Here is a 24,125-nt window from a genome sequence, read left to right as displayed (position 1 = left end):
GCAAGGCAAATATAGTATATACAGAAACATATGAACACACAGAAACTGAAATTACTATTGGCAGCAGCCTGCCTGGTTCCCCTGTCACTAACCGCACAGATCACGGAAAGGGAACGTCCGGCTGAATGGGAACATCTCATTACAGGCGGACGCTATATGGACCGCTTCGAGGCAATGCCCGAAGGCATGCTCTCAGGAGACACCTGGGGAGCGGACAGCGTACGTCCCCGCTATATCGACAACGGCATCGAACATCCCGCTATCTCATTCTGGGGAGGTAATATCATACAGACACCCGACCGCAAATATCACCTATTCGTGTGCGGATGGCCCGAAAGCGCTCCCAAAGGGCACATGGAATGGCCTAATTCCACCGTTTACCACGCGACCGGCGACCGGCTGCACGGACCTTTCGCCATTCAGGACACGATAGGGAAAGGACATAACCCGGAGGCTTTCGTCCTCAACGACGGACGCATCGTCGTATATGTTATCGACGGGTATTACATAGCGGATCATGTCGACGGCCCCTGGCAATACGGTAAGTTCAAGTTCGACCCCCGCGACCGGAAGATCATCGAGGGGCTGAGTAACCTCAGCTTTGCCAAAAGACAGGACGGATCATACCTGATGGTCTGCCGCGGAGGAGGCATCTGGATCAGCAAGGACGGCATCGCCCCTTACGAACAGATAACGGACAAACGGGTTTACCCGCCTGTCAAAGGAGAGTTCGAGGACCCGGTCATCTGGCGGGATTCCCTGCAATACCACCTAATTGTGAACGACTGGTTGGGACGGATCGCTTTCTACCAACGTTCCAAAGACGGCATCCACTGGGTGACGGAACAAGGGGAAGCCTATATGCCCGGAATCTCTTTCCACCGGGACGGGCATGTCGAACACTGGTTTAAGTACGAACGTCCCAAAGTCTTTCAGGACAAACAAGGGCGTGTCGTACAGATGAACTTCGCCGTAATCGATACCGTCAAATGGGACGACCACGGCAACGACAACCACAGTTCGAAAAACATCTGCATCCCGATGAACAAGGGGTTGCTTTTATCCGTACTGAACGAGCAACCGGTGACGGCATCCACCCCGGCTATCCGGGTCAAAGTCGAGGCGGAAGAGGGCTTCGAACCGCTTCAGGACATCGACCTGCCGTCTTTACGGTTCGGTTCCTACAACGAAGTGAACTTCGGCAGAGGATGTAAAGTGGTCAAAACCGAAACATCCGGCAAAGACCTTATCCTGACCTTCGACGGCCGGGGAAGCGGTATCACACCGGACGAATTTGCTCCGAAGCTGATCGGCAAGGACAAGAAAGGAAGACTGTTGTTCGGATATGCGAGCCTACCTTATGCCGATTACAAGCCCGCTCTATTGTCCTGCCGGCGTCCCGTTTACCGGGAAGGCCGGAACGAAATCGGGGTGGAAGTCGGGAACTTCGGGCTATCGGCCTCGGAAGAGATGACAATCGAAATCAGACAGAACGGGGCGCTGATGGGCAGCCATACCGTCAAGTCCCTGCAACCGTATGAAAAGGCAGACCTTACCATCACCCCAAAAAAGGGAGAATGGACGGATAAGGCCGATTACCAGATAACCTTCCTCCGGGACGGGCAAATAGTAGAAACAAACAACTTCAATATTCCCAATTAATCGCTTATAAACATGAAACACACTTTTATCCTTCTGCTTGGGACCTTGCTATCCTTACAGGGACAGGCCCAAAACCAGAACAAGCAAATGCAATTCCAGAACACGATCCCGGTAGAGGCGACCGACAGTCATGCGACAATCATCGAAAAGGCCGCTCATGTCGTACCGACTCCGAACCAGCTGGCAGCCTTGCAAAACGAGTTTATCGCCTTTATCCACTTCGGGCCGAACAGCTTCACTCGCTTGGAATGGGGAAACGGAAAGGAAGACCCGACAGTCTTCGACCTGAAAGAGCTCGACACGGACCAGTGGTGCGAAGCCATGAAAGCGGCCGGCATGAAAATGGTGATCCTGACGGTCAAGCACCATGACGGGTTCGTCCTATGGCAAAGCCGCTACACGAAACACGGCATCATGTCCACCGGTTTCCGCAACGGCAAAGGCGACATCCTGAAAGACCTGTCGGCCTCCTGCCGCAAGTACGGGCTGAAGTTAGGCGTATACCTGTCGCCGGCAGACCTCTACCATATCGAAAACCCGGAAGGGCTGTACGGCAACCTCAGCAAGTACACCAAGAGGACCATCCCGCGAGAAGTGCCCGGACGGCCTTTTGCCAACAAGATCCGTTTCGAATTCGTAGTGGACGACTACAACGAATACTTCCTCAACCAACTTTTCGAGATCCTGACCGAATACGGCCCGATCCACGAAGTATGGTTCGACGGGGCACACCCCAAGCGAAAAGGCGGACAGACCTATAACTACCCCGCCTGGAAGAAACTGATCAAGGCACTTGCTCCCGATGCCGTCATCTTCGGACGGGAAGATGTCCGGTGGTGCGGCAACGAAGCCGGCGGCACACGGTCGACCGAATGGAACGTAGTTCCCTACCAGGCGAATCCGGACACGATGTCTAACTTTGCCGATATGACGGACAAAGACCTCGGAAGCCGTGAACAGCTCTATAAAGCCAAATACCTGCATTACCAGCAGGCCGAGACCAATACCTCCATCCGTGAAGGCTGGTTCTACCGGGACGACACGCACCAGAAAGTACGAAGCACCGACGATGTGTTCGACATCTATGAACGCGCCGTAGGAGGCAACTCCACCTTCCTGTTAAACATTCCACCCAACCGGGACGGAAAATTCTCTCCAACAGATGTAGCCGTATTGAAAGAAACCGGCCAGCGAATCCGGGAGACCTACGGGACCGACCTGTTCCGTCAGGCAAAAGGCCCGAAAGAGTTGCTCGACCAAAATGCTGACACCTATGTGACGGTCGATAAGGATGAGGCGGGAATCGTCATCTCCACTCCCCAACCTGTCACCCTCAACCGCCTCGTCATCCAGGAAGCGATTGCCACCAACGGAGAACGAGTGGAAAAACACGCCGTGGACGCCTGGATCGAAGGAGGCTGGAAAGAGATCGCCCATGCCACCAATATCGGCTACAAACGAATCCTGCGCTTCCCCGATGTCACGACGGACAAGATACGGGTCCGCATACTCGAATCCCGCCTGACACCTGCGATCTGCACCATCTCCGCCCATCACTACAAAGCACGCCCGCCCCGGTTGAGCGCACAAAGAAGCATAGACGGACTGGTTACCATCGAGCCGATGGCACAGGAATTCGGATGGAAAGCGCACGGCGAGAACATTGCCGAGAACCTGAACGCAGGCTTCAAGATCTACTATACGACAGACGGGACGGAACCATCGGCCGGAGCCACCGAATATAAGGCACCTTTCCAAATGGGTAACAGCGAACTGAAAGCCGTAGCCATCCTGAACGGAGAAAAGGGAGCAACCCTGCAGGAACAGTTCGGCCTGATCAAGAAAGGATGGAAACCAGCGGGCAAGACCTCGGACTACATTGCCATCGACCTCGGCAGCGAACAGACGATCAGCGGCTTTGCCTACACTCCGAAAAAGGAGGGCGGCAAAGGAACGGTAGGAGGCACCATCCGGACCAGCGACGACGGCAAGAGTTGGAAAGAAGCGGAGAGCTTCGAGTTCGGCAACCTCGTCAACGACCCGTCCAAGCGCTTTCACCACTTCAAGAAAGCGGTGAAAGCCCGCTACGTAAAAATAGAGGCAGCGGAAATAGCAGCCGGTACGGAAGAAGCGGCCATTGCAGAGATAGACTTGTTCTAAAGACAATCTGCAGTAGTCGTTGTGTCATTCCGGACTTGACCGGAACCGCAGACTAAGCATTGATAAACCGCATAGGATGAGTTGGCAGATCAAGTCCGCCATGACAAAGATGCTTTCGGCATACCCTCAAAACAGAAAGGGGGTGTGTCAAAACAACTTTATCACGATCTTTTTAGGCACGGATTTCACGGACTTACACGGACAAATATATTTTCTTTCCGTGTTTTCCGTGTAATCCGTGCCTAAATTATATCTATTAGTAAGCTAAATTTTGTTTCGACACTGCTCCTTTTCCGTATGCTAAAACCCGGACTTAGAATTCCACCGTCACCATCTCACCTTTCGTCGTTTCGAGCGTCAGGACGCCGTCCTTCTCCTGCTTCTCCCCTTTATGGCCCGATACGGAAACGACCTTGCATCCGTCGGGGATAGCCAGCCGGAGCGTTCCGCCCTGTTCGGGATAGATGCGGACCAGCCGGAGCGCACCGCCCTGCTTTTCAGCCGAGACGAGAAAAGCGCCCATCGCACGCAGGTGGTCGAAAGAGACATCCTGCCAGGTAGCCGGGACAGCCGGGAACACCCGTATCACCCCCGTATGGCTCTGGAGCAACATCTCCTGGATGCCGGCGGCAAAGGCAAAATTGCCCTCTAAGGTAAACGGCCGGTAGGTGAAATGGGACTTCCCGCTCTTCGTCTGGTCACCGTTGGCATGGAACGTATTGGAGAGGCAGAAGCATTCGGCGAAGGTACGGAGCGCATCGGCAGCCCCTTCGCCATCGAAGGCACGGGCTTTCATATTCCCGAACCAGCTGTAGGAATAGCCGCACCAGTAATCGGGGCCGAAGTCCTCCAACTTCTTGAGCGTCGCCTTGATGATCTCCTGCGACTCCTTCCCCTGGCTCCAGTCGACGAGGCCGAGCGGGTGGATAGACATAGCATGGGAGAAATGACGGTGCGACTGATTGTAAGGGAAGCCTTTGGCAAATGCGAGGGCGCCGTCCGCATCTAAGCTGAATGCAGGCAGTTGCGCGCCATCGGCCTTCCACCGGGCGGCCTCGTCCGGCAGCCCCAGTTCGGCAGCCAGCTCGGAGGCGGCTTTGAAAGCGAAGCGCATCAGGGAGAGGTCATAGTTCGTCATATCCTTGAACCAGGCGTCGATCGAGTTGTCGAAGATCTCCGGGCTGGAACTCAGCGGCAGCTTGCGCACCCCGTCGGCATCGACGGTGGAGATCTGTTCCAGATAGGTCGCCACGTCTTTCACAAACGGGTAGGCACGCTCTTCGAGGAAGACACGGTCGGCCGAATATTTCCAGTGCAGGTAGAAGTGCTGCGCCAGCCACGCGCCGACCGTCGGCGACATCGAATACTGCACCCAGCCACCCATCGGTTCGCCGGTCAGCGTACAGACTCCGGGCACGTTCATCCCGTCCGTCTCGAAATACTGCCGGGTGTATTTCTTATACACCTCGCGCTGGCTCCACAAGGTGTTCAGGTAGCCCATCCCTTCCTTCAGGTGGTTGCCGGCGTAGGCGGGCCAGTAGCTCAACTGCGTGTTGAGGTCGTGATGGTAGTCGCCTTTCCAGGGCGGCAACATACCGTTATCGGCCGTCCAGACCGCTTGCAGGGAGATGGGGTACGAATCCTCGCGGGCAGCGGAACCGAACTTGTACATCTCATTGTCATACTGCTTCTGCAAGATGCTATCCGGCAGCCAGACAGCCGATTGTTCCCAATAGCCTTTCCAGAAGTCCAGATGGGAACGGTAGTCGGCCTCGACGCCGCGCTTCATCGCATCCGCCGTTTCCTGTCCGGCGCGGTCTTCCGAGGCGGACGAGGTCAGGCTCCACACGCCACAGAGCATACCGCCTTTCTGCTGCCAACGGACGACCACATCGTATGAAAAGCCTCCCCACCCTTCCTGGTGGAAAGTGGTCGTGCCGGCTTCCTTTTGTACCGTCCCCTGTTTATATCCGAGGCGTTTCAGGGCGGGGCCGGCGTGCGAGTTATCACCCGCAGGATCATCCGGATCGTTGTAGCGGGGTGCTATGATGACGGGCGAAACGGTGTCGGGCAAGTTCTCGAACACGAACCAGCCAACCGGCTCGGTAGCGTGCACGAAGGTCTTCATCTTCGCCCCGTTCTCCCAGTTAACTTCACACAAGGCATTGTTCAGGAAGAGATGCACCGACGCGACCTTACCCATCTTCAAAGGGAATTCCAGAGCCGCCCCCGGTATCTTCGAGGGAGCGGGCAAGGCGTTGTAAGGATCATCGAACTTCTCCTGCACCGGCCGGTAATCACCTTTGCGTACCTGTTCGCACACCCAGGCGAAACGGTTGTCCGGTCCAGCAATGCTGTCCGACGGGCGCAAGTCCCAAAGGTCTGTCCGGTCCAGCGAAAGGCGGAGTGCCGAATCGCGTTGCCAAACAAGCGCCCCTACAGTGGCATTACCGAGCGGGACACCTTCGTCCCACGTCTTCGCCAAGTTCTTAAACTGCAAATCACTGCCCGAGGGTGTGACATCGAGGTGCGCATTCTCGTTTCCGCTACAAGCAGCCAGTAGGCATACGCTTATGCAGGTTATCAAACATTCTTTTTTCATGCGTATTAAATCATCAATGTTATTCTATCTTCTGCAAAGATAGGGTTTATTGATTTAATAGTTGCTTGATTGCGTCGCCGGACTGTGTAGTGGCATTGCCGATCTTGCCGTAGTCGAACAGGGCGTCCAGTTCGTAGGGTTGCAAGGTGGCGACCGGGGCGAAGCGATCGGAGGCGACGTAGTTACGGACCGAGGTCAGCAGTTGTTGCATGGCCGGCCGGTTCCCGATGTTCTTCGACGGGTCGACGGCAAGGACGAAGAGCTTGCCGCCACCGACGCGCGCTTCGAAGGAGATGCCGAGCTTGCGGTTCACCTCGTAGGTGTCGATGCTCTGGATGACGGGGGTCAGGGCGGGCATATCGGTAAGGTCCACCGCTGTCGCGTAGTTGAGGATGTCCCACCACTGCCAGTCGGCATAGTAGGAAGTCGGGAAGTCGCGGAAGACGGGGTGCGTATGCTCGATGCGCGTTCCGACAATCATCGGGTTCCAGTTGAACATGATCGGGTTCCAGAAGTGGCTGGCGAAATGCGCCTTACGGCCGGCACAACTGTCGGGGACTAAAAGGACGTTTTCTCCCTTCTGTAACAGTTCTTTCGCCTCGGTCCAACGGCGGACATATTTGTATCCGGCTGAGGCAGCTTGCCCTGCGGCGGGGTAGACCCAGATGTTCCACTCGTTGCGGATGCCTCCGGCGATGCTTGCCTTCAGCGTGTATTTGCCGGAGGCAGCGATCTTATTCAACGGGATGCTGACGGCGCCGAGCGAGTCGACCGTGCTGATTGCGATCTCCCGGTGACTTATCTTGCCGCTTGCGACCACATCGCCGTTCTCACCAACAAGCTGCCAGGCGAGCTGGCCTTTGCGGATCGCTTCGGGACCATACTGGTAGATACCCATCTTGGCGGTAAAGATTTCCGCATTCGTATAAGTGCGTTTCGGCAGGCGTGCCAGGAGGACGACCGGGGCACATGACTCGCGGTATTTCTCCGGCGTCACCAGTCCTTTGCTTTCCCAGAAAGCATCGAGGAGACCGACAAATGCGCATCCCTGTCCGGGGAAGTCCGAAAGGCCGAGCAACTGGAAACCGCCGGAGGTAGAGGTGCGCAAGAGAGCTTCATTCACCTCCTTATACTGGAGGACGGTATGCGCGCCTGTCGCCCGAAAGAAGTCTTCCGCCTGGTGCAGCATGCCGTTGCGGGCGAGGCGGTCCTGGTAGACTTTGAAGTTACGGGGTTCGAGAACGCCGGTGTATTTCTTTATCTCTTTGAAGTCGGGGTACATGCAGCGCTGTCCCGTCTCGTGTGCAATGACCGGTACGTCGATAGCCGACTCTTCGCTGCGATCCCAGTCGGTCGAGGGCTTGCCCTCGTAGACAGTGATCCACTTCCTGTCCGTATCACCCGCGTTGGCGGCGACATGAGAGGCATAGAACTGGTCAGATTTCACATGCGTGCGGGCTGTGGAAGCGGAATAGAGGTGGCGCGGGTCGTAGGCCCGACCCTTCCCGATGAGGTCTTCGAGGACAGCAAAGTCGCCTTCGTTCTCGTTGCCGTTGCAGTAGAGGATGAAGGAGGGATGGTTGCCGTATTCATCTAAAATGGCATACATCTCCTTCTCGAAGAAATCGCGGCGAGCGGGATACTGCCCGACATCCTTGATCCACATCGGGAGTTCGACCTGGAGGTAAAGCCCCAGTTCGTCGGCAGCATCGAAAGCGGCCTCCGGGGGACACCAGGAATGGAAGCGGACGTGGTTCATCCCGTAGTCTTTAACCGTATTGAAGATGCGTGTCCACTCTTCCACATCCGTAGCCGGATAGCCGGTGAGCGGGAAGACGCAGCAATCAAGGACCCCGCGCAGGTGGACGTTGCGGCCGTTCACACGGATGTGATGCTTGCCTTGTTCCACGTGGCGCATACCGAAGACAGACGAGCGTGTGTCTTCGCCGGCTTCCGTCGCGAGAGTGGCGGTCAGGTCGTAGAGGGCGGGCGAGAACTCGTCCCAGAGTTTCATCTCCTTGCCTAAGACAAGCTCCTGTTCGATCTTGTCCTCCTTACCAGTGAGGGTGACAGGGACGGCAACGCGGCATACTTCTTTCCCACCCTTCTTGCGGATGCTGAACGCCAGCTCTCCCTTTGCCGGATTGCCGGCGGTGTGGAAGGCAAGGCGCACTTTCACCTTCTTCGCATCCGTGTCGGGATAGATGTCCATCTTAGCGATGTGGCAAGACGGCTTGGCGATAAGCTCCATACGGCCTACAACGCCGTTCCAGTTGGTCTGCGTGTATTCGGTCGTGCCGTGCGCCCACTGGTCCATCGGGTATTTCAGGCGGTTGTCGACACAGAGCGTCAGCGTGTGCAGACCGGGTGTCAACTGCTTGGTGAGGTTGAAACGGTTCGGGGTGGAGAGGCGTTCGTCGGTTGCGACGGGTTTGCCGTCCACAAAGACAGCCGTCTCCCAGTGGCAACGTTCGAGCGAAAGGATAACCTCTTTCCCTTGCCATGCTTCCGGTATCACGACTTCGCGCTGGTACCACGCCTGCCCGCAGTATTCGAACTTGCGGCTGAGGCGGTCGACATGGGCGACGACATTCTGCACTCCCTTGCCCCCTTCGTCGGTCGAGCCGGGGAGCATGATGGTTTCCGTCAACTTGCTGAGGTAGAGTTCCGAACCGGGTGTCTTGCCGAACCCCATCGGGTCGAGTTGGAAGCGCCACAAGCCGGAGAGGTCCAGGCGGTCGGGCTGTCCGGCCTGCACGATCATGCAGGCGAACAGGGCGATCATTAACATAGAGATTCTTTTCATGTGTACTTTATCTTCTTTATTTGGTGTGTACTATTATCATCTTAAATCAGCGTGTACGATGTCTTCCACTTTCAGTTCCTGCGAGGGGTTGAAATCCAGCGAAGCCATATATTCGAGGAGGCTCTGGCGAAACTGTGCCGCTGCCGGGCGGGTAGCGAGGTCATTCTGCAGATCTGCACCGCACACGAGCAGTTTGCCTTTACCGACACGGGCTTCGTAGAGCATTCCGAGCTTGCGGTTCGTGAACCAGTCGTCGACGATATAGACGATCGGGCGGAAGTCTTCCGGCATGCCGTCTATCACCATTGCGTCGCAACGGCTCATCAGGTCCCACCACTGGTAGTCGCTCACCCCGTCGTTCGGGAAAGCCGCCAGTGCCGGATGTCCCGCATCACAGCAGATGCCGAGGGTATGCGGTGCCTGCCCTCGGGTCCAGGCCGTGTTCCAGAAGATACTGGAGAAACCGGTGACGATGTCGCCTCCCTTATCGGGCGGGACGGTGCCGTAGGTGAGCAGGAGGACGGACTCGCCGTTCTGCAACTTCTCCTGTGCCGTCCGGTCCAGGCGTGTCGTGATATGCGGAAGAGTGCTTACCGCCTGCTTTACAGCTGGATAGACCCAGATATTCCACCGGTTCTGTATATCCGTACCCTCGATCGAAGCGGTGACGGTGAGCTGCGAGGCTTCTTTGATACCGGAAAGGTCGCAATGGATGTTGCCGGCCGGGATGCAGTTGCCGAGAGGCAGGTCACGGGTGAAGGCGCCTTCGGCCAACACCTGCTTGTCTGCGGCGGTTATGCGCCAGTTGACCGTAGCATGGGTGATCGCCTTCTCGCCGAAATGGGCCATCTCGAGGGGAGCCTCCAGCACTTCGTCGTTCAGCCAAACCATCTTCGGGAAGCGGACGAGCGGCACGGTGCTGTTGCAAAAGGTGCTGTATTCCTCTCCCGTCACATATCCTTTATCGTCCCAGAAGGGGTCGAGCACGCCAACCAGCGCCGTCCCCTGCCCGGGAAAGTCATGGAGGTCGAGCAACTGGAAGCCGGCAAAGCCGGAGGTACGGAGAGCGGCTTCGATATCCGCCTTATAACAGAGGGTCTGCAGGCGGCCGGAGGCGTAGAGAAATTTGGCGCCCATATCCGCCATGCCTTTGGCGGCCAGTGTCTCCCGGAAGATCTCGAGGTTCTTCGCCTTCAGGACGCCGGTATATTTCTTTATCTCGTCGAAGTTAGGGTAGACGCACCACTGCCCGATCTCGTGACTGACGGTCGGCATATCCGGCCGGAGCTTCGCGGCAAAGTCGTAATCCGTCCGGGGAGCCTCCCGGTTGATGATGCTGTTGAGGCCGGCGCCCCAAGCCTGAATGCGCGGGTCGGGGGTATTCCAGTAGTCGGCGTTCTCGACATAGGGCCAACCGGCGGCACTCGAATAGACGTGGCGTCCGTCTTTGCTCTTCCAATGGTCGACCAGGCCGGAGAGGTAGCGTACCTGATCAGCTCCGCCCGGCTCATTGCCGTAGACCATCATGCAGAAAGATGGGTGATTGCCGTATTCTTCGAGGATGCGGTCGCTCTCTTCCTTCAACCACTGGTCTTGCGGCTTACCGCTGCCTACTTCCGCCCAGCCGCCGCATTCCACCTGCAGGTAAACGCCCATACTGTCAGCCACGTGGAAAGCGGCTTCGGGGGGACACCAAGAATGGAAACGGACATGGTTCAGGCCGTACGCCTTGCAGGTGCGGTAGATCTTCGCCCAATAGTCGCTGTGCATGGCGGGATAGCCGGTCAGGGGAAAGATGCAGCATTCCAGCGTACCGCGGAGGAAGACAGGCTGCCCGTTGACCTCGAAGCGCGTGCCGTTCGCCTTGAACTCGCGGAGGCCGAAGTTGTAGCTTGCCTCGTCGATGCCACCGGGGGATTGCAGGGAGACTTTCATCTTATAGACGTTCGGGGTGTGTTCGGACCAGAGGGCGGCATCTTCGCCGAGATCGACGGTGGCCTCCACATGACCGGAAGTGCCGTTGAAAGTGGACTGGACAGGTTCACCGACCGGCTTGCCAGCCAACGTTTCGGCTTGCAACGTGACGGTTGAGGAGGCTTGACCGGCGCTTCCTTCGAACCGGACTTTCACACGGGCCTGCCGGGTCTTGATATCCGGGTAGATCTGTACGGAGCCAATATAGAGAGACGGCTTTGCCGAGAGCTTGATATCGCCGATGATCCCGTTCCAGTTGCTCTGCGTATGGTCGGAGACGCTGTGCGCATTCATGCCGACATCGACATAGAGGCGATTGTCCACGCGCAGCGTAATCGTATGTTCGCCGGCAGTCAGCCCTTCCAGCACATAGCGGTGGGGCGTCTGCAACGAATTCTGTTCGCCGGCTTTCTCACCGTCGACGTAGAGGGTAGTCGCCCAATGCGTCCGTTCGAGGCTGAGGACAACCGGACGATCCTCCCAACCGGCGGGTACGTTCACTTTCTTCTGATACCAGGCAACACCGACATAGTGCTTGTCCGGATTCAGCCAGAAGGGGACTTTGATATTGCCCGGCTGCCGGTATGCTGCATATTCGGGTGCGCTATACCAGGAACTGTCGACAACCTGCCCCGTCCAGCGGGTGTCCAGGCTGACATCTTCACCTTTGCCCTGTTCCTGCAACGAACCAGGCAGACGGACGACGTCGCCCAGCTCTTTGTTCTGCCACTGCTGCCCTACCCCGGCATCCTCCGGGTCCAGAGCGAATTGCCACTCGCCTGCCAAGGACAGTTCTGACGAAGCGCCTTTACAGGAAAGAAATAATACAAGGCTTATCGAGGCCCAAAATAACAATATGTTCACCTGCTTCATAATCCTACCTGTTTAAGTAATTAATAAATCTGTCCGATTGTCCGCCATGTTATACGAGGTTGCCGACCATTTGGCGGTGTATCTGTACTCCCTGGTGGTTATTGTCCATACCGGCGGCGATATCGAAATAGCGCTCCGCCTTGTCGAGGTTGCCGAGTCCGAGATGCCCCAACCCCATGAGGTAGTTGCAATGGATGCGGTTCTTCTTGTCCATGTCGTCCTCCCATATCTGAAGATCGGGAAGCGAGACAGCGAAATAGTCCATCTTGAAAGTATCAAACAAATGCTTCTCGCCGAAATCGATCAGTCGGTTGAAACGCCCGCGGGCTTCTTCCTCGCGTCCCAGCTTGCGGAGTGCCAGGCCCTGGTAGAAGATCTTGTCCGGCTTCTGGTCGTTGTAGTACATGGCTGCTGCCGGCTGGCTGTTTCCGGTGCTGGCGGCAAGGAACAGTTCGCGCGCTTCGGCCTCACGTCCCAACGCCTGAAGGGCACAAGCCTTGTAATAATTGAAATCGTTCTCCTGCGCTCCGTAGAGTTTCCCTTCGCCCAAATTATGGGGATAGGTGAAACATGCTTCGATCAGGCTCAACGCCTTCTCATTCTCACCGGATTTCAGGTAACCTTTCACCAACTCGACACGTGCCAACTGATACTGAGCGGGGACTTTCCCCTCTCCGCCTTCCCAGGGATGGAAACGACGGGCGTCGATCATACGGATCGCCTCTTCGTAGCGTCCCAGTTGGTTCAGCAGGGTGACATACTCCAGATAGAGGTCGTCACGGGAGAAGACTGTCTCTTTGATTTTATCCAGCGAGGCCAGGCGGTCGGCATGCGGACGGTTCAGGCGCTTGTACAGCTGGTCGAGTTCCATCAGGATACGGGCATCCCGTATATCCAACTTAAACGCCCGTTCAAGTAATGCGACCGCTTCCTCCTGCTTGCCTAACTTATTGAAATAGGCCAGGGACAGGTTGCGGAGGACTGTCGGGAAGGTATCGTCCTGCTCGACCGACTTCTCCCACTCGGCTATCGCCTCGGTGTACTGGCGTTTGTCGTACCAGAGGTTGCCCAGGTAGTAATGGGCTTTCGGTGCGACGTCCTTAAAGCGGATGATCGCCTCCAACGCCGTGATCGCTTCCAGCGCATTCGGGAAACAGCAGTCGGCCGGCTGATGCTCGGCGACACAGATGGCCATTTCGGCTTCTTTCAAGCGGCCTAAGGACAACAGGAACCAGCTCTTATAATAGTAGAGCAGCGTACGTTCCGAGACGGCAACGTCGCAAGCGGCCTCGACCACCTTCAGGGCTTCTTCCCAACAGCCGGCGGAGGCATAGTCGAGCGCCAGCTCCTCGTAATTATGTCCTTCCCGGCGCATCCGTACAACCAGGTCATCCAAAACGGACTTCTCGCCTGTCAACAGATATTCTTCGAAGCTACAGCCGAAGTTGAAACGGTCGATCTCGAGGGATTCGCGGATCAGGGCAAGCGCCTCGTCCGTACGTCCGAGATGCCGCAGGACGACCGCTTTCAGATGGCGGCCGCGCAGGTTATGCCAGTTACGGAGCAGGGACTTGTCGATCTCGTACAAGGCATCCTCCCAATTGCCTTTCGAAGCGGACAACTGGGCCAGCGAATAATATCCGGCATCCTGCCAGGCGGCGTTCCAGCAAGCCTTATAGAAGAAGTCGTAGGCTTCGTCCGTCTTGCCCTGGTATTTCAGAGCCAATCCGAGGTTGTACAGAGGTTCGCCGTCATAGGGGTTCGGGTTCTTCTCCGTCAGCGTCCCGACAGCCCGTCGCAGATAGAGTTCGGCTTTGGCAAACTGCCCCTTACGGATCAGCCACAGCCCCATTGCATTGTTGTTGCGGACATCGCCGGGATCACGGCTCAGCGCCTCTTGATAATAATCGGTGGCGGAATAGGTCGCATGGCGGTACTGTTCGAGATGCAGGCCGGTCAGGTAGAGCTGTTCCGTCGTCCGGATGTCCTTCGGGTCGAGAGCTGCTTTTGCCGGTTCGGGAACTTCCTTTATCTCATTGGGTTCGGGTTCCCAGGATAAGAGAAGTTTTCCCTTTGCGCTGTGGATAGAGACGCGGATGCCGGTAAATGTATCGACCGGAACCAGCTCTTCCAGGATCGTTTCGGGCGTGATATCGCGGGTTATGTCCAGGACTTGCCCGCCTTCTTTCGTCACCACGATATGCAAATCCTTCTGCGCCGAAGTGGCGAAAATCTTCAGACGGGCAGCATTGCCTTCCGGTTCGATGTTCATCAGCAGGTCGGAAGAAGCGTTCTTGACGACTCCCAGTTCCCGATAGGGCATGAAGTATTGGGTGAAGGTCTTTTCTTCATACGGCTGTAGCCAGGTGAAATCGGGTTGGTTGTCTGTATAGACGCCTGTCATCAGTTCGATATAGGGGCCGTCCGCATCCGTCAGGTTACGGTCCCAAGCCTGCCCGAAATCGCCGTTACCCCAGGTCCATTGTTTCTTACCCGGAGAGATATGGTGGTTGGCGACGTGCAGGACACCGGCACGGGTATCGTTTTCGTAACCGCCGACAAAATTGTATTTCGAACGGATCGCCATATAAGAAGTGGGAACCGGGATATTTTTATACCGGGAGATATCGACACCCGCCGAATAATCCATCTTATAGTATGTTCCCGTAGCGATCGGATAACGCGAAACATCCCGTTTGCCATGATCGAACACGGCATTGACATCACCGGGGAAGACCGACTGGTACTGCCCGTTCACCGCAACTGCCGGATTCGCCCACCAGAGGAAGGTCTGCGGGACCGGAGTCGGATTATACACCCTGCCCTGTATTTCCAGAACAGCACGCCCCGGACGTAACGTGAACCCGGCCATACCTTTCTGGTGGAACATCCGTTCCCTTTCGCTCACCCAAACAATCACACTGCCATCCGGCTTTTTCTCGATCGAATAGTCTACTGGGAGGAACGTGCTCGGACGGTGGTGCTGCGGCCAGTTAAACTCGATACCGCCGGAGATCCAGGGACCGGTCAGGCCGACCAGGGCGGGCTTGATCACATGGTTGTAGTAGATGAAATGACGCTGCTTGATCTTGTCGTACGCCATCTGCACCCGTCCGCCCAATTCCGGCAGGATCATCACCTTTATATATTCGTTTTCCAGATACACGGCGTGATAGGACTTGTCCTCACAGGTATCTTCTATCTTCTCGATCACGGGATAGGGATAGACCACTCCGCTGCTTCCCTGGTACACACGTTTTTCGAGGAACATCGGGTTCTTTTCCGGTTTACCGATACCGTAGGTGGGAAGGAGGATATCTTCTTCCCATACTTTTACATTCTCTGCCATATTCTAATATTATTTCGTTAATTCTTTTTCCAGCTCTTCCAGTGTCTTCCCTTTTGTTTCGGGGAGCTTGACCCGTATAAAGAGGAAACCCGCCAAGCAGATTCCGCCATACAGCCAGAACGTACCCGAAGCGCCGACCGCCTCATTCAGGATCGGGAAGGTATAGGTCAGCAGGAAGCAGGCCACCCAAAGGAAGAAGGTGGAGAGCGCCATCGCCATACCACGTATACGAACAGGGAATATTTCGGAAAGCACGACCCAGACTACCGGCGCCAACGACATGGCATAGCAGGCGATCGCCAACACGACCAGCAATAACATCGGCCAACCACTGATCCCTAAGAAATAGCACGTTCCGAGGATCGTATAGATCACCGCCAGCCCTGCCGAACCGACAAACATCAGAGTGCGCCGCCCCCATTTATCCACCGTATAGATAGCGACAAATGTAAAGACCACGTTCGTTATTCCCGTCACCACGATATTCATCAGGACATCGGACACGGCATAGCCGGCAGCCGAAAAGATTTCCTGCGCATAGTTGAAGATCACGTTGATCCCGCACCACTGCTGGAAGACGGCCAGCACGATCCCGATCACCAGCACATTCCGTACGCCGGGTTGCAGCAACGCGCCCCAATTGGCTTTTTCTTTCTTACCGCCGTTCAACTGCCCCAGTTCGGAAAGCGTCTGTCCGGCGTATTCCTCGCCGCCTACGCGCACCAGGATTTTACCAGCCTCGGCTGTACGCCCGGCCGTGGCTAACCAGCGCGGACTTTCGGGGATCACAAAGGAGAGGATGAAGAACAGCCCCGCCGGGATTAGCTCGGCCCAGAACATCCAGCGCCACGCCCATTCGATACTCTCCGCACTCAGCGTCTCGCCCCCGGCAGAAAAGTAATTGCCGATCTGCCAGTTTGCCAACTGCGCCATCAGGATACCCAGCACGATAGTCAGCTGGTTGAGCGAAACAAACTTCCCGCGGACGGATGCCGGGGAAACTTCCGCTATATAAACCGGGGAGACGTTCGAAGCGATACCGATTCCGAATCCGCCTATAATACGATAGATAATAAACCAGGAAAAACTATCGACCGCCCCGGTCCCGACAGCCGAAGCTACAAAAAGGAAGGAGGCGGCAATCAGCATCTTCTTGCGCCCGTAACGGTCGCTCCAGGCTCCCGAAAGCAAAGCTCCCGCCAGGCAGCCGATCAATGCGCTACTCATCGCCCAACCGCGAAGGGCCGCCGAACTTTCCAGGTTGAAAAAGGGTTCATAAAATATCTTGGCTCCGCCGATCACGACCCAGTCGTAACCGAAGAGCAATCCGCCCATTGCCGAAACTAAGCAGATCAGTAATAAATAGGCTGTCGTTTGCTTCATGATAATTAGTAATTAAGTTTTCTGCGATAAATGCTGATATTGAATAATTAAGATACAATGCAAAGTAAACACCTTTCCCGTAGAAAATAAATAGATAAAAAGTCGAAGGAGATGGACAATCTTCCGATTTTAATAGTAAGTTTGTACCACACTTAAGTCAGTCATCCATGATTAAAAGAAAAGACGGTTTCAGCGGGGAACGGGCGCTTGTCCTGCCACAACCCATCATCCATGAGATGGAGGAAGAACCTGTTTCTTCCATTTTGCACATCACAGACATCGGATATTACCCGAAAGCGTGGCACCATTTCAGGGAACGTCAGGAGCCGATCGCCCAGTTCGTCTTTATCTATTGCACGGAAGGGTCGGGATGGTTCCGCATAGACGGACAGGAATACCAGGTGACCGCCAACCAATATTTCATTCTCCCTGCCGGAAAACCGCATGCCTACGGAGCCAATGACGAGAACCCGTGGACGATCTACTGGATCCATTTTAAAGGAAAGCTGGCTCCCCATTTCGCCAAACAGTGCACACGCCCGATAGAGATCAAACCAGGGATACACTCCCGGATCAGTAACCGGATCGATATGTTCGAAGAGATACTCCGGACACTGGAAATGGGCTACAGCCATGAGAACTTGCTCTATGCCTGCTCCATCTTCTACCACTACCTCGGCACCTTGCGCTACTTGCAACAGTACCGGGATGCCGCCCGCCACGAAACGGAGAAGAACGATATCGTGACGGCTGCCATCCATTTCATGAAAGAGAACATCGAGAAGAAGCTGACGTTGCAGGAGATCGCCGCCCACACGGGCTATTCCTCCTCCCACTTCTCCGTCCTGTTCAGCCAGCGGACAGGCTATGCGCCGCTGACCTACTTCAACCAGCTGAAGATACAGCAGGCCTGCCAGCTCTTAGACTTTACGGACATGAAGGTGAACCAGGTCTGCTATAAGATCGGTATCGAAGACACCTACTATTTCTCCCGCCTCTTCAGCAAGATCATGGGGATGCCGCCGCGGGAGTATAGGAAGATGAAGAAAGGATAACTACTCCGTCATATAGCGGAACGTATATTCTCCGTTATACGACCAGACTTGACGACCGTCCGGAACAGAAACCTTTCCTTGTTTGCCGCCGTCCGGAGAAACATCGATTGTAATAGTAAGATAAGTATATTCCCCTTTCTCGTAATTATAAGTTTCCCCGTCATCGTCGTACAGGCGGAAAGTGCCGGGCTTGGAACCGTAATGGCGGATCTCGAGCGGAAGTTTCGTTCCGTCCAGTTCAGTGACAGGCGGACAAAGCGGAACAATCCCACCGTCCTTCACATAAACAGGAATGCGGTCGAGGCCGGGAGAAACGGTAATGACTTCGCCTTCACCTGCCAACTTCCCGGTATAAAAATCATACCATTTGCCTTGCGGGAGAATGACTTTCCGTTCGGTTTCGCCGGCAAAGAGAGGAGCGACCAGCAGATTTTCGCCGACCATGAACTGATCCTTTACCTCGCGTTTGACCGCCATAGCATACGGATTATCTGTTCCGTCGAGCTTGCCCTTCTCGATCTGTTCATCAGCGGCGTAGCCCGGTTCGAGGTTCATAGCACGCATGGGAGGCGTCCCCTCGAAAGCATAATCGGCAAATGCAGTGTAAAGATACGGTATCAGCCGCATACGGAGCAGAGAGATTTCGTTCACCTGCTTCTCCACATCAGGGAAAGACCACGGCTTCGTCCCGTCCGCCCAAGCATCCAGCATGGCGACAGGAGAAAAACAAACGGTCTGCATGCGGCGCAACCATTCTTCGGAAGTCTTGGAGGCACGGACTTCAGGCGTCCACAGCACGCCGATAAACGAACTGTTGATCAGTGCCGTGATAAAGTCGCGGTGATTATAGTAATCGTTATAGATCACATACGGGAAGGAAGAAGTACCGGCGTTTCCGGCACGCACAAGCCCGTAGGTGCGCTGGTTTTTCTCGTGATACAAATCCGTCGTCATGCGCTGCATCAGGGAGCCGTAGATCTGCCGCATCTGTTCCGCCGGCGTACCGGAAGGAAAAGTTGCGACATCGGGCCACAGCCAGTTGTCGTAGCCGTCGTTCTCATCCATCTTATACCCGCTGACACCCAAATCCAACTGGTGCTTTTTGAAATGATCCAGCATGATCCGGCGTGCCTCAGGCATCCGGTAGTCCGGAACCAGGCCGTTCCATTCCGTATGGGAAGCCGTGTAAGGCTCGATAACATCCCTTATTTCGCATTCCGGAGAGACACCCGGATTAAACCAGAGGTTCGTGCGGATATGTTTCTGCAAAAGGTCGTTCACAAACTTTCCGGGTTCGGGAAAACGGGTGGCATCCCATTCGTAGGTACAAGGATAGGCACGGCTCATCCAACCCGGCTCTAAACCTATTACGGTAAGCGGGAAACCCCGCTTCCGGAACTCGGCTATCTCGTCCTGCACCTGCCGGTCGGTGAAAAGGGTCGGAACACGATGCCAGAAACCCAGCCCCCATTTCGGAGGCAACACTCCCCCTCCATTGAAGAGGTTGAAACGGCGTACGACATCCTGCATATCCTGTCCGGCGAACAGCACCACCTCAACGCCTTCGGCAGGAACCAGAAATTCAAGGTTATCGGAATAGGGCTGCGCGCTCCAACCGGGATCGGTATTACGATCCTGCACCTCCGGCGGATTCTTCGTGTCCTTGCGTACCCCTGTTCCGACATACGCTTTGATATAACGGGCTGAGTTGATAAAAGCTCCGTAGCCTTTGCTGGAGACGAAGAAAGGAACCGGCGCATGAGTGCGTCCGTTATCTTTGCCGCCATAATGGTCGACATGCAGTTCGAGAATCCGCCCGCGCTGTTCGACCGTTTTAAAGTTCAGGCCGAGTCCGAAGATCTTCTCCCCCTTGTCGAGCGGGAAACGGATATAGGTCTTGCCGTCCACCTCTTCGAAACGGATCTCGTCGAGGTCGACAGGCAGATCGGCTTTCGGCATCGCATTGATGGCATCCCACTTCGGATGCAGGTCGAGTTCACTCAGCAGATTCAACTTTTCGGGTTTACCGACAGAGATTTGCCAAACCCCGGAAGCCGCTTCCTTCCATTCGGATCCGGTCTGATCGCCGGGAACTTCCATGCAGGCGGCAAGAGAGAGCAGCGCGACAGCGGCGCAATTACAGAGATGTTTCATTATGTTCTTTTTCATGATCATTACAAATTAAGATAAAAGACAAAGGATCACCAGTAATATTCGTCCAGTATTTCCTGCATCCGCGGCGTAGCGGCATCGGTGTCTCCCACCTCCCGGCGGAGCTTCAGAAGTTCGCGTTTCATCGTCTCGATTTCTCCGGCATAAGCTGGGGAATTGTAGAGGTTATGATCTTCGTGCGGGTCGGCAAGCAGGTCATAAAACTCCCAGGACGGAGTGACCGGGGCCTTATCCGATCCCGTTGCATTCAGCGGGTCGCCGTAGAGGAACATCAGTTTATAGCGATGGTTGCGGATTCCCATGTGGGCCGGACGTATTTTGTGATGCGTCCAGTAGCGGTAGTACATGGACTGCCGCCAGTCGCGCGGAGTCTCGCCTTTCAGGTTGTCGCGGAAGCTGCGGCCTTCGCTACACGACGGGGCGTCCACCCCGGCATAGTCGGCCAGCGTGGCGGCAAAGTCGGTGTTGAGGATGATGTCGGCGTTGCGCGTCCCGGCAGGGATCTCCTTCGGGTAGCGAATGACAAAAGGCATCCGGAGCGGTTCCTCGAACATCATGCGCTTATCAAAGAAGCCGTGCTCGCCGAGGAAATAACCCTGGTCGGAGACATACACCACGATCGTATTCTCAGACAGCCCTTCCTCATCGAGGAAATGCAGCAGGCGGCCGATATTGTCGTCGATGGCCGCCCCGCAACGCAGGTAATCCTTGATCATCTTCTGATACGTCTTACGCCGGGCCTCCTCCTTCCCCATTCCCTGGATAGAGAAAGGCAGTTCGGGGTATTTGCACCACCAGGAATCCGGATCTTTGGAAGCCGTCTCCCAGCGCCACGCCATATTTTCGAGTTGCTGCCCGGGGAACGTGCGCCCGGACTTCCCGGGTCCGAACTCCATCATGCTGGCAGGTTCGGGAAAGGTGACATCGTCGTAAAGATGCGCGAGCCGTTCGGGGAAATCCCAGGGTTCGTGTGTCGCCTTGAAATGGCAACACATCATAAAGGGCTGGTCCTTATCTCGCGAACGGATCCACTGGATCGTCTTGTCGGTCACCAGGTCGGTCGAGAAACCTTTCTCCGTCTTCCCGCTCTTTCCCTGGTCGTCGTCCACCCACCCTTCGGCGGTCTTGAACAACGGGTCCCAGTATTCCCCTTGGTCGTGGAAAACAGAGAAGTAATCGAAGCCGGAAGGTTGTTTCTTCAGATGCCACTTGCCGATCAGCGCAGTCTGGTAGCCGCCTTGCTGCATCTGCTTGGCGATATTGTCCGCCATCGGGTCGAGCCCGTCTTCGAGCGTGTAGACTCCGTTATGATGGCTGTAGGCGCCTGTCATGATCGCGGCACGGCTGGGCGCGGAGATCGAGTTCGTGCACAGGCAGTTGTCGAGCACGCATCCTTCGGCTGCCAGGCGCCGGATATTCTCGTTTTTCACATAATCGCTCAGGATTCCGCCGTATATCCCCCACGCCTGCGAGGTATGGTCGTCGGAAAGGATAAAGAGGATGTTCGGGCGTCCGCCGTCCGCCACCGGCTTTTCGGCTACCGCCGCCGGAGAGGCTGCCGCCAGGAGGCCGGCACCGATGATCAATTGGTTGAATGTTTTCATGGCATGCAATATTTTCTGTTTTCTATAGGCAAAAGTAACGAAATTAGACGTAATACATCTTCTTTTACCTTACGGGAATAAAAACAATCCGGCAAACAGTATAAAAGATGAAAACTACGAAGAGCTTATACAAGACCTCATGAAGAGCTGGGACGAAATGGAAAGGTATACAGACGAATTAGAAGAACAATACAAACATCATGAATACACCAAAGCCAGCAAAGATAAAAAAGTACAAGAGATACTGAAAAGATAAATGCCACCTCCGGCCTTCGAGTTTTTCGGTCGAAGGCCGGAGGCGGCATTTACTATTTACAGTCACAGGAATCCGTTTCCTCCCTATTTCACCAATTTCAACTCTTCGATGAGCCGCGGGCATTTTCCCCACTTGTCGATCATATACAGCACATAGCGTATGTCGACGCTGATCGTGCGCTGCAAGTCCGGTTCGAAGGCGATGTCGCCGCTCATCGCTTCCCAGTTGCCATCGAAAGCGAGGCCGATCAGGCGGGCGTTCTTGTCGAATACCGGGCTGCCGGAGTTACCGCCTGTTATATCGTTGTTGGAAAGGAAACAAAGCTGCAACTCTCCGTCCTTGTTGGCATATTGGCCGAAGTCCTTGCTGCGGATCAGGTCGAGGATTTCAGGCTGAACCCAGAACTCGTCGCTTTCCGGATTTTCCTTTTCAAAGATGCCCTTTTGGGTCGTATAATAATCATACCAGGCAGCATCGTACGGACGATAGCCGCCGATAGAGCCGTAGCTCACACGCATCGTAAAGTTGGCGTCCGAAGAAAGCGCCTTTTCCGGGTACATCTCTTTCAAGCCTGCGAAATAGAGGCGTTCGCCCTTAGCGATATCGTAATAAGAATCACCCGTAAGCTGCTGCAATTCGAAGAGGGAGATCAGGACGGACAGGCTCAGTTCAGCTGCCGGGTCCTTCTTCAGTTTCGCATATTTCTTCTGGTCCTTCAGCATGGAGGCGATATTGTCGTAAGACAGGATAGAGGTCTTCTTGAATACATCGGCGGCATACTTCGCATAATCGCCTTTATACTTTTTGTCCACCTTCTTGTAAATATCCGGGAGATTCTCTGCCGGAACCCGTTCCTTTACGATCTTCATCATGGCAGCCAGCACCTTCTGGTCGAGGCTTGCGTCATAATCCTTGAAGAAAGGTTTGATATTGTCTTCGAGGAAAATATCGATCTCTTCCGGGGTAGAGCCCTTCACGTCCACGCTCTGGATCATGCGGGCCAGCTTCACGATCTCGGCGCCGCTCAGGAACGCTTCGCCTAAGTAAGTGGAGATCTTTTTATATTCGCCGGAAGAAGTATATCCTTTTTCCAACAGGTTCAGGACGTCGCCGTACACCTCTTTACGCTTCGCATCCTGTGCCACCCAGGCGGCAAAAGCGGCTTCCTCTTCGCGTTTGCGTTCGATCACTTTCAGGTTGGCAAGCCCCTTGTTCATACCGATCGAGTTCTTCCAATAGTTGGAGCTGCCGGCATATTTGGAGGCATATTTGATACGCACCTCGTCGCTCTTCAACATCGCGTCTTTCCAGATCGCCTGCTTGATGCCACGCACTTCGATACGTGGTTTGTTGCTATCCTCGATACGCTGCTGCACACCCCATGAGCAGAGGTAACGGTCCGTGCTGCCGGGGAAACCGATCGTCATCGCGTAATCCTTGTCCTCATAACCTTGCAACGACACTTCGGCCACGTATTTAGGCTGGTACGGCTTGTTATCCTTGCTGTAGGCAGCCGGTTTGTTGTCAGCGCCGGCATATACGCGGAACACGGAGAAGTCGCCCGTATGGCGCGGCCACATCCAGTTGTCCGTATCGCCGCCGAACTTACCGACCGAGCTGGGCGGGGCGAACACCATGCGGACATCGTTGAAGACATCGTAAACGATCAAAAAATACTTGTTATTATTGTAGAACGGCACAACGTCGGCAGCCAGGAATTCCGTATTCCCTACGGAATCGGCCATTGCCTGCCCGATCGAGTCGGCAGCGGCCAGACGCAGGTGCTCTTCCTTAATCGAAGCTATCTGTGAATTGATACGGTCGCTCACGTCCACCGTCTCACGCAAGTAGCGTACTGTCAGGCCCGGAACCGGCAACTCTTCTTCCTTACTCTGCGAAACGAAACCGTCTTTCAGGTAATCGTGTTCCACACTGCTCAACTGCTGGATCGAACCGAAACCACAATGGTGGTTGGTGAAGACCAACCCTTCATTAGAGACGGTGATACCGCTACATCCTCCTCCGAAGATCACCACGGCATTGGCTACACACGGGTCAGTTTCACTGTACAACTGTTCGTAAGACGGAGTAAATCCCAACTCCTTCATCCTCTCTAAGTTTTGTTTATTCAACTCTTTCAGCACCCACATGCCCTCATCGGCAAACACTTGGCCTGAAGCAACGAGAAGCAGTAACACTGCCCACAACTTCTTCATAAAATTCATTCTT

At 55.1% G+C, this 24,125-nt stretch carries 11 protein-coding genes; 3 read left to right on the top strand and 8 right to left on the bottom strand.

What is annotated here, in order from left to right; all coding sequences use genetic code 11:
• The first annotated feature begins 30 nt into the window (after positions 1 to 30).
• Together ACPYIV_RS16480 and ACPYIV_RS16475 are read left to right on the top strand one after the other, a co-directional pair.
• Positions 31 to 1,662, top strand: coding sequence for a glycoside hydrolase family protein (locus ACPYIV_RS16480; RefSeq protein ID WP_425884090.1), 1,632 nt, complete (start codon positions 31 to 33; stop codon positions 1,660 to 1,662).
• 12 nt (positions 1,663 to 1,674) lie between these two features.
• Positions 1,675 to 3,822 (top strand): alpha-L-fucosidase, encoded by a 2,148-nt coding sequence (locus ACPYIV_RS16475; protein ID WP_425884088.1) that lies wholly within the window; start codon positions 1,675 to 1,677, stop codon positions 3,820 to 3,822.
• A 313-nt stretch (positions 3,823 to 4,135) separates the two neighbouring features.
• Here the strand turns inward: ACPYIV_RS16475 and ACPYIV_RS16470 are convergent, their stop codons facing one another.
• The 5 genes from ACPYIV_RS16470 to ACPYIV_RS16450 are packed head-to-tail and all read right to left on the bottom strand — an operon-like array spanning position 4,136 to position 16,809.
• The gene (locus tag ACPYIV_RS16470) at positions 4,136 to 6,424 is read right to left on the bottom strand and encodes a glycosyl hydrolase family 95 catalytic domain-containing protein (RefSeq protein WP_425884086.1); all 2,289 of its coding nucleotides are present in this window, start codon (positions 6,422 to 6,424) and stop codon (positions 4,136 to 4,138) included.
• Positions 6,425 to 6,470: 46 nt separating this feature from the next.
• Positions 6,471 to 9,230 carry a sugar-binding domain-containing protein gene (locus tag ACPYIV_RS16465; protein WP_425884084.1) on the bottom strand — a complete coding sequence of 920 codons (2,760 nt, stop codon included), beginning with the start codon at positions 9,228 to 9,230 and terminating at the stop codon, positions 6,471 to 6,473.
• Positions 9,231 to 9,266: 36 nt separating this feature from the next.
• Complete coding sequence (locus ACPYIV_RS16460; protein WP_425884082.1) at positions 9,267 to 12,077, bottom strand: sugar-binding domain-containing protein; 2,811 nt, start codon at positions 12,075 to 12,077, stop codon at positions 9,267 to 9,269.
• 49 nt (positions 12,078 to 12,126) lie between these two features.
• On the bottom strand, positions 12,127 to 15,426 hold the full coding sequence (locus ACPYIV_RS16455) for a DUF5107 domain-containing protein (protein WP_425884080.1): 3,300 nt from the start codon (positions 15,424 to 15,426) through the stop codon (positions 12,127 to 12,129).
• Between the two features lie 9 nt (positions 15,427 to 15,435).
• A complete protein-coding gene (locus tag ACPYIV_RS16450; RefSeq protein ID WP_293738696.1) occupies positions 15,436 to 16,809 on the bottom strand; it encodes a sugar porter family MFS transporter in 1,374 nt (457 codons plus the stop codon).
• Between the two features lie 167 nt (positions 16,810 to 16,976).
• Here ACPYIV_RS16450 and ACPYIV_RS16445 point away from each other — a divergent pair, with 167 nt between their 5' ends.
• On the top strand, positions 16,977 to 17,864 hold the full coding sequence (locus ACPYIV_RS16445; RefSeq protein WP_425884078.1) for a helix-turn-helix domain-containing protein: 888 nt from the start codon (positions 16,977 to 16,979) through the stop codon (positions 17,862 to 17,864).
• Here ACPYIV_RS16445 and ACPYIV_RS16440 read toward each other — a convergent pair whose 3' ends face one another.
• The 3 genes from ACPYIV_RS16440 to ACPYIV_RS16430 all read right to left on the bottom strand — a co-directional run bounded on the left by ACPYIV_RS16440 (position 17,865) and on the right by ACPYIV_RS16430 (position 24,112).
• Complete coding sequence (locus tag ACPYIV_RS16440) at positions 17,865 to 20,033, bottom strand: TIM-barrel domain-containing protein (protein WP_425884076.1); 2,169 nt, start codon at positions 20,031 to 20,033, stop codon at positions 17,865 to 17,867.
• A 32-nt stretch (positions 20,034 to 20,065) separates the two neighbouring features.
• Positions 20,066 to 21,640: a sulfatase family protein gene (locus tag ACPYIV_RS16435; protein WP_425884074.1), complete on the bottom strand. Its 1,575-nt coding sequence runs from the start codon at positions 21,638 to 21,640 to the stop codon at positions 20,066 to 20,068.
• Between the two features lie 339 nt (positions 21,641 to 21,979).
• Entirely contained in the window at positions 21,980 to 24,112 is a 2,133-nt protein-coding gene (locus ACPYIV_RS16430) for a S46 family peptidase (protein ID WP_425884072.1), read from the bottom strand.
• Between the last annotated feature and the right edge of the window lie 13 nt (positions 24,113 to 24,125).

Source organism: Parabacteroides vesiculifaciens, assembly GCF_049860805.1.
In the GTDB taxonomy this organism is placed as follows: domain Bacteria; phylum Bacteroidota; class Bacteroidia; order Bacteroidales; family Tannerellaceae; genus Parabacteroides.
The sequence above is the reverse complement of the archived record's forward strand: the minus strand, read 5'-3'. Positions and strand labels throughout refer to the sequence as shown.